The following is a 7,202-nucleotide window of genomic DNA, read 5'->3' as shown; positions in this document are numbered from 1 at the left end:
GTTCGGCATTCCGGTCCACGGCGCCAACGGCAAGGGCACGGCCTATTCGACCGCTGTCCGGACAGCCGGCACATGGAGCCTGCGCCTGCTGGTCGTCAGGGTCGAGGGAGCCGATGCGCCGATCGTGCTGATCAACGAAGATCATGTCCCGATCCCGAATGCTGCAATCGGAATATAGCAGGGCAAAACGCAAAAACGCAGCCTAAACGCGGGCGCGAAGGCTGACAGTTCGGCCGGCTTTGTGGCCCAACAGTCGGGTGACCACTGCTGCGTTCCAGACAAGGAAATATGCTGAAAAGCCGGATGCTGTCTGACAGTATGCGCATGCGTTCATGTGGACCGGTGGCAATTTCATACAAGGGCACGCGCATATGGTGAGTTCCTTTCGTGCGGTCCTGGTCGGTGGCGGCTGTGTGGGTGCAGGCATTCTCCACGGTCTGGCAAAGCGCGGCTGGACCGATGTGGCATTGCTGGAGCGAACGCAGCTTACGGCCGGGTCGACATGGCATGCCGCGGGGCTCATCCCCTCTTACGCGCGCAGCCGCAATGTCGGCCGCATGATAGCCAGGTCGATCGAAATCTATGAGGGGCTGGAGGCGGAGACGGGCCAGAACGTCGGCTGGCACAAATGCGGCCAGCTGCGCATTGCCAACACGCGCGACAGGCTGGACGAGTACAGAAGCTACATGGACGTTGCCGAGGTCCAGGGTGTGCGGGCCCGGATCGTATCGCCCGCGGAAGCGCGAGAAATCTGGCCGCTGCTCGACAACAACAGCATGCTGGGTGCCCTTTATCATCCCGATGACGGCCACATCGCACCCGCCGATGTCACCCAGGCCATGGCCAAGGGTGCACGCGACCTCGGCGCGAAGATCCATCTCGATACCGAGGTTGTGGGCTTCGAACGCATGCCGAGCGGCGAGTGGAGGGTCAAGACCTCACGCGGCGAGATCGTCTGTGAACATGTCATCCTTGCAACAGGCAATTACGCCCGCCAGACCGGCGCCATGCTTGGCCTGGACATTCCCGCGATCCCGATCCTGCATCAGTACTGGATCACCGAGGCGGTTCCCGAAATTGTGGAACGCAAGCGGCTTGGTCTTCCGGAAATGCCGATCCTCAGGGACGAGGGTTACGAGGGCTATCTGCGCGAAGAAGGCGACGGGCTGATGTTCGGTCCCTATGAGCGCACCGAGCAGCTCAAGCTGTTCGCTGAAAACGGCGTCCCGGAATGGTTCGGCGCCGATCTGCTCGATGAGGATTTCGATGCCGTGTCCTGGAACTGGGAACGTGCGACCGAACTGGTCCCCGCGCTCGGACGCGCCGGCATCAAGCGGAATGTGCGAGGACCTTTCCAGATGACGGCCGATGAACTGCCGCTGATGGGACAGGCGTGGGGTCTGGAGAATGTCTGGCTCGCCGAAGGGGTGCCGGGAGGCATCCTTTGGGGCGGTGCGATTGGCTATTACCTCTCCGAACGGATCGTGGAGGGCGGCAACAGCATCGACACGACGGAGCTGGATCCCCGTCGGTTCGGCCACTATGCAAACAAAAACTGGACCCGGGCAAAGGTCCGGGAAGCCTGGGGCACCCACGCCGCACAGCACTATCCTGGCCAGGACATGCCGGCGGCGCGACCGCAGAAAACGGCCCCGTCCTATGATCGCCTAAGCCAGCTCGGCGCGGTGTGGGATGTGTTGAACGGCTGGGAGATGCCGAGCTGGTTTGCGCCTGCCGGTGTCGAAGCGCGCAATGTCTACAGCTGGCGCTGGACCCCCAAAGGGAACCACGTCGCCGCGGAGGTTCAGGCTGTCCGCCAGGCCGCTGGGCTGGTCGAGATGACTCCCATGACCAAGTTCGAGGTCGGCGGGCCGGGCGCCAAGGACTGGCTCGACGGAATCCTGGCCAACAGACTGCCGCGTTCCGGTCGTGTCGGTCTTGCCCATCACCTGACGCCAGCCGGCGGCGTGCAGGCCGAGTATGTGGTGGCGCGGCTGCACAGCGACCTGTTCTATCTCATATCGACGCCGCGCGCAGAGCGCTGGAACCTTGACGATCTCAGCCGGCTGTTGCCGAAAGACGGCAGCGTGCATCTGCGCAACGTTACCGAGGATCGCGGCAGCTTCACGGTGGTTGGGCCGAAGGCGCGCGACATATTGCAGCCGCTGACGGAGATCGACCTCTCCAATGAAGCCTTTCCATGGTTCAGCGTGCAGTCCGGCACCGTCGGCATGGCCATCGACGTACGGCTCCTGCGCGTCAACTATTCGGGCGAACTGGGATGGGAACTCTATCATCCTCTCTGCTATCAGCGGCATTTGCTGGATGCGCTCCTGGCATCGGGAGAGGCACACGGGCTGAGGCTGGCCGGACTTCAAGCGCTGGAATCGCTTCGTCTCGATAAATCCTACCGCGCCATGTATCGCGACATGAACCCCGAATTGTCAGCCTGGGAAAGCGGCCTCGACCGATTCATTAGCCTCGACAAAGGGGACTTCATCGGCCGCGCGGCACTGGTCGCAAAACAGAAGCAGGTGACACGCCGGATCGCCACGTTGTCGATCGATACGGATGGTGCGAGCGCGTTCGCCTTCGAGGGCGTTTACCGCGAAGGCGAGCTCGTCGGCCACATCACCTCGGCGGGCTACTCCTACACTTTCGGTCACGACATCGCACTTGCGCTGTTGCCCCTGGCACTTGTGTCGCCCGGCACCGAGCTCGAGGTGTCCATCCTCGGCGAGCGCCGCGCGGCCAAGGTGATCGCCGACTCGCCCTATGATCCGGAAGGCGCCCGCGGGCGCATGTGAGGCATCCCGGAGTACAGTTCCGGGTTATCGATGTCTCAAAACGTGCTGCAGGGCAAAATGCAAAAACCGCGCTCCATCAGGAACGCGGCTTTGCCAGATACGCATGGCGCTTCGCTACGCAAACACTTTGCGAAACTTATGGCACTTTTCGAAACTTACGGGCTCCGGTACGCGAGACCTGATCCGGAGCGCCGGGCGGATGAGATATGTCCGCCTCGCAGTCCGTTTTATAGGGACATCGTTACCGCGGAGTTATCGAGAGCTTAAGCAAATCTAAATTTGCACTTTTTCCACCCAAGGAAGCCGGAAAAATCCGGCAAATCCGGGGGTTACGCTGGGTTACCCCTGAGAAAATTAATTATGCCGGAGAAATCGACCCCGCCATGTCCCTGGGCGTTGAACAAGGCATAGAGCTGGGCTGCTTCGGCACCAAGCGGCGTTACAGCACCCGCACCATACGCGGCTTCCTGGGACAATTTCAGGTCTTTCAGCATCAGTGCCGCTGCAAATCCTGGGTTGTAGTCCCTGTTTGCGGGCGAAGTCGGCACCGGCCCGGGCACCGGGCAGTAGGTGGTCAAGGACCAGCACTGGCCGGAGGAGGTCGAGGCGACGTCGAACAGCGCCTGGTGTGACAGGCCGAGCTTTTCCGCCAGCACGAAGGCTTCGGCGACACCGATCATCGAAATGCCGAGGATCATGTTGTTGCAGATCTTTGCCGCCTGGCCGGCGCCGTCGCCGCCGCAATGGACGATGCGACCGGCCATCGGCTTCAGGATCGGCTCGGCAGTTGCAAAGGCGTCATCGGAGCCTCCGGCCATGAAGGTCAGCGTGCCGGCCGCGGCACCGCCGGTGCCGCCCGAGACCGGTGCATCGATCGACGACAGCCCGTGCTTCCTGGCGACGGCATGGGCCTTGCGGGCTGACTCGACGTCGATGGTCGAGGAATCGATAAAGAGTGCGCCTTGCTTGGCCTTGAGCGCGATGTCTTCGTAGACGGAGAGCACATGCTTGCCGGCGGGAAGCATCGTAATCACCACATCGGCATCCTTCACCGCGGCAACGGCATTAGCCATCACTGTCACGCCATGCTCTCGGGCGACGGTGAGGTTTTCCGGCACAAGGTCGAAACCATTCACCGCATGCCCTGCCTTGACCAGGTTAGCGGCCATCGGATTGCCCATGTTCCCTAGGCCGATGAAGGCGATCGTCATAGTGGTGCTCCGTGATTTGGGCTAACAGTAGGCAGTAGGCAGTAGGCAGTAGGCAGTAGGCAGTAGGCAGTAGGCAGTAGGCAGTAGGCAGTAGGCAGTAGGCAGTAGGCAGTAGGCAGTAGGCAGTAGGGGTCTATTCGGGTGCAAGTTTGAAAATAAGCTGGCGAAGCATTTTGCCGATGCCCTCCGTGGATGTCAGCAACTGACTAGCTTGATCATGCGTGGCAAGGCCAATGCGTTCAGCGATCTGGAGGTGTGTCTCGAATTCCTTCAGCGAGCCTTGGGCAATCCTCAGAAATTGCTGATAGGAACCTCTGTTGTCTCGGCCATAACCTTCGGCGATGTTTGCAGGAATAGAGGTTGCTGAACGGCGGATTTGGCTGGTCAACCCATACAATTCCTCTTTTGGCCATGCCTTGGTCAAAGAATAGGTGGCGACAGCCAGATCCATCCCCTGCTGCCACACGATAAGATCCTTGTAGGAATTGATCTTGCCGGTCATCTCACTGCCTACTGCCTACTGCCTACTGCCTACTGCCTTCCAATTAATGCTCGCGCGATGATGACGCGCATGATCTCGTTGGTGCCTTCGAGGATCTGGTGCACGCGCAGGTCCCGCACCAGCTTCTCGATGCCGTAGTCGTGCAGGTAGCCATAGCCGCCGAGCAGCTGCAGTGCGTCGTTGGCGACATTGAAGCCGGTATCGGTGACGAAGCGCTTGGCCATCGCCGACCATTTGCCGGCGTCCGGCGCCTTGCGGTCGAGCTTCGCGGCGGCGGCATAGAGGAAAATACGCGCCGCCTGCAGTTCGGTCTCCATGTCGGCCAGCCTGAACTGCAGCGCCTGGAACTGGTTGATCTTCGAGCCGAAGGCCTTGCGCTCGGCGGTGTAGGAAAGCGCCTTGTCGAGCGCCGACTGCGCGCCGCCCAGCGAACAAGCGGCGATGTTCAGACGGCCGCCGTCGAGCCCGGCCATGGCGATGCCGAAACCCGCACCTTCGCCGGACAAAAGGTTCTCCGCCGGCACCTTGCAATCCTCGAAGATGACCTGGCGGGTCGACTGCATATGCCAGCCCATCTTGTGCTCGTTGGCGCCGAAGGAAAGGCCTGGCGCATCTCTGGGCACGACGATGGTGGAAATGCCTTTCGGGCCGTCCGCGCCGGTGCGCACCATGACGGCATAGACATCGCTGTCGCCGGCGCCGGAGATGAACTGTTTGGTGCCGTTGAGGACATAGTCGCCGCCGCTCTTGACCGCGCGCGTTTTCAGCGCCGCGGCATCGGAGCCGGAGCCTGGCTCGGTCAGGCAGTAGCTGGCCAGCCATTCCATCGAGGTGAGCTTCGGCAGGAAGCGCTGGCGCTGCTCGTCATTGCCGAAACGGTCGATCATCGACGCCACCATATTGTGGATGGAGATGAACGACGAAAAAGCCGGATCTGCGTGCGACAGCGCCTCGAAAATCAGCACGGCGTCGAGCCGGCCAAGTGCCGAGCCGCCGACATCGTCCCTGATGTAGATGCCGCCGAGGCCGAGCGGGCCGGTCTCGCGGATCACATCGGCCGGGAAATGCTTGTTACGGTCCCAGTCGAGCGCATTTGGCGCGACACGGTCTGCGGCGAAGGCCTGCGCCATCTCCTGGATGGCGCGCTGCTCCTCGTTAAGTTCGAACTGGCTGGTGCTCGCATCGACCGCGGCGTCCATGGCGTGCTCCCTAATCTTCGACCTGTTGGCCTGTCGTTTTTGGCTTTGCGCGCGCACCAATCTAGACCAATGATGCCGCCGCGCAACCCGATCCCCTGCGGAGCGGCTGTGCATCAATGCATGTCCGGAGTAAGATGTGACGACAAAATTCGATGAACTGCTGGGCCGGTTCCGCGCATACCTTTTCTCCGTGGATCACGCCTTGGTGCGCGATGCCGTGGCGCGCATTGGCTGGGACATGCCGGCTCGCACGCTGGAGCCGCATCCGCTCAGCTGCCTGCGTCATCTCGATCGCGCCGCAGAGTTGGCGCCGCCGGATGCCAAGCCGCTGGTGCAACTGCTTGCTGAACGGCGCAACGATCTCCGCTGGGGGCAGACCTATGGCGAGGCGGATTTCGGAAAAGAGTTCATCGACAATTACGGCTGGTTGGAAGTGTTCGGCACCCGAGGCCACTTCGTCAATGACGCGGTCGCCGCCGGCGTGCTGATCCTTGGGCCTGATATCGTCTATCCCGACCACCATCACATTGCCGAGGAAATCTACATTCCGCTGACCGGCGGTACCGAATGGCGCATGGGCGAGAGCGGCTTTTGCATGCGCACGGCCGGCGAGGTCGTCCACCACGCGTCCAACGTCAATCACGCCATGCGCACCGGCAAAGACCCATTGCTGGCGCTGTACATCTGGCGCGGCGGGCCGCTGGCGCAGAAATCCGATATCACCGGAACCTTGGCGCAGGGCAGGGACTGATGGCCAGAGCGATCATGCTGCAAGGCACGGGTTCCGACGTCGGCAAGACGGTGCTGGTCGCCGGCCTCTGCCGCGCGGCAAAGAAGCGTGGGTTGAAGGTGCGGCCGTTCAAGCCGCAGAACATGTCGAACAACGCCGCCGTTGCCGATATTCCCGGCGACAAAGCTGGCGGCGGCGAGATCGGCCGCGCGCAATGGCTGCAGGCGATCGCTTGCGGCGTGGCACCCTCGGTCCACATGAACCCGGTGCTGCTGAAGCCGCAGACCGATGTCGGCGCACAGGTCATCGTGCAGGGCAAAATGTTCGGAGAAGCGCGGGCGCGTGATTACCAGGCGATGAAGGGCCAGTTGATGGACGCCGTTCTGGACTCCTGGGGCAAGGTCGGCGAGGGCGCCGATCTCGTCATCGTCGAGGGCGCGGGTTCGCCGGCCGAGATCAACCTGCGCAGCCGCGACATCGCCAATATGGGCTTTGCCACGCGCGCCGACGTGCCGGTGGTGCTGGTCGGCGACATCGATCGCGGCGGCGTCATCGCTTCGGTCGCCGGCACGCATCTGATCCTGCCGGAGGAGGACCGGCGCATGATCGTCGGCTATCTCATCAACAAGTTCCGCGGCGACGTTTCGCTGTTCGACGATGGGCTGAAGTCGATCGAGACATTCACGGGTTGGCGCTGTTTCGGCGTGGTGCCGTGGCTGAAGGCGGCGGCGCGCCTGCCTTCGGAGGATTCGG

General features: G+C 62.1%; 6 protein-coding genes. 3 read left to right on the top strand and 3 right to left on the bottom strand.

The features are described from left to right. Positions 1 to 371 precede the first annotated feature (371 nt). Positions 372 to 2,807, top strand: coding sequence for an FAD-dependent oxidoreductase (locus tag EN749_RS26780; protein WP_128364300.1), 2,436 nt, complete (start codon positions 372 to 374; stop codon positions 2,805 to 2,807). 329 nt (positions 2,808 to 3,136) lie between these two features. Here EN749_RS26780 and mmsB read toward each other — a convergent pair whose 3' ends face one another. The 3 genes from mmsB to EN749_RS26765 all read right to left on the bottom strand — a co-directional run bounded on the left by mmsB (position 3,137) and on the right by EN749_RS26765 (position 5,719). Continuing rightward, a complete protein-coding gene (gene mmsB / locus EN749_RS26775) occupies positions 3,137 to 4,018 on the bottom strand; it encodes a 3-hydroxyisobutyrate dehydrogenase (protein WP_128287834.1) in 882 nt (293 codons plus the stop codon). 133 nt (positions 4,019 to 4,151) lie between these two features. Beyond that, entirely contained in the window at positions 4,152 to 4,520 is a 369-nt protein-coding gene (locus EN749_RS26770; RefSeq protein WP_127271453.1) for a four helix bundle protein, read from the bottom strand. A 29-nt stretch (positions 4,521 to 4,549) separates the two neighbouring features. Beyond that, on the bottom strand, positions 4,550 to 5,719 hold the full coding sequence (locus EN749_RS26765; protein WP_128364299.1) for an isobutyryl-CoA dehydrogenase: 1,170 nt from the start codon (positions 5,717 to 5,719) through the stop codon (positions 4,550 to 4,552). Between the two features lie 136 nt (positions 5,720 to 5,855). Between EN749_RS26765 and EN749_RS26760 the strand changes: the two genes are divergently transcribed. Together EN749_RS26760 and EN749_RS26755 are read left to right on the top strand one after the other, a co-directional pair. Further along, on the top strand, positions 5,856 to 6,470 hold the full coding sequence (locus EN749_RS26760) for a dimethylsulfonioproprionate lyase family protein (RefSeq protein ID WP_128364298.1): 615 nt from the start codon (positions 5,856 to 5,858) through the stop codon (positions 6,468 to 6,470). Beyond that, positions 6,470 to 7,202, top strand: a 733-nt coding sequence (locus tag EN749_RS26755; protein WP_128364297.1) for a cobyric acid synthase, incomplete at its 3' end; no start/stop codon positions are given. The genes EN749_RS26760 and EN749_RS26755, both read left to right, overlap by 1 nt.

The organism is Mesorhizobium sp. M7A.F.Ca.ET.027.02.1.1 (genome assembly GCF_004022985.1).
Lineage (GTDB): Bacteria > Pseudomonadota > Alphaproteobacteria > Rhizobiales > Rhizobiaceae > Mesorhizobium.
This window is presented reverse-complemented; position numbering and strand designations above follow the sequence as displayed.

Excerpts from the sequence above, each read along its gene's own strand:
- EN749_RS26780 (WP_128364300.1), top strand. The coding sequence starts at position 372 with ATGGTGAGTTCCTTTCGTGCGGTCCTGGTCGGTGGCGGCTGTGTGGGT.
- EN749_RS26765 (WP_128364299.1), bottom strand. The coding sequence starts at position 5,719 with ATGGACGCCGCGGTCGATGCGAGCACCAGCCAGTTCGAACTTAACGAG.
- EN749_RS26770 (WP_127271453.1), bottom strand. The coding sequence starts at position 4,520 with ATGACCGGCAAGATCAATTCCTACAAGGATCTTATCGTGTGGCAGCAG.
- mmsB (WP_128287834.1), bottom strand. The coding sequence starts at position 4,018 with ATGACGATCGCCTTCATCGGCCTAGGGAACATGGGCAATCCGATGGCC.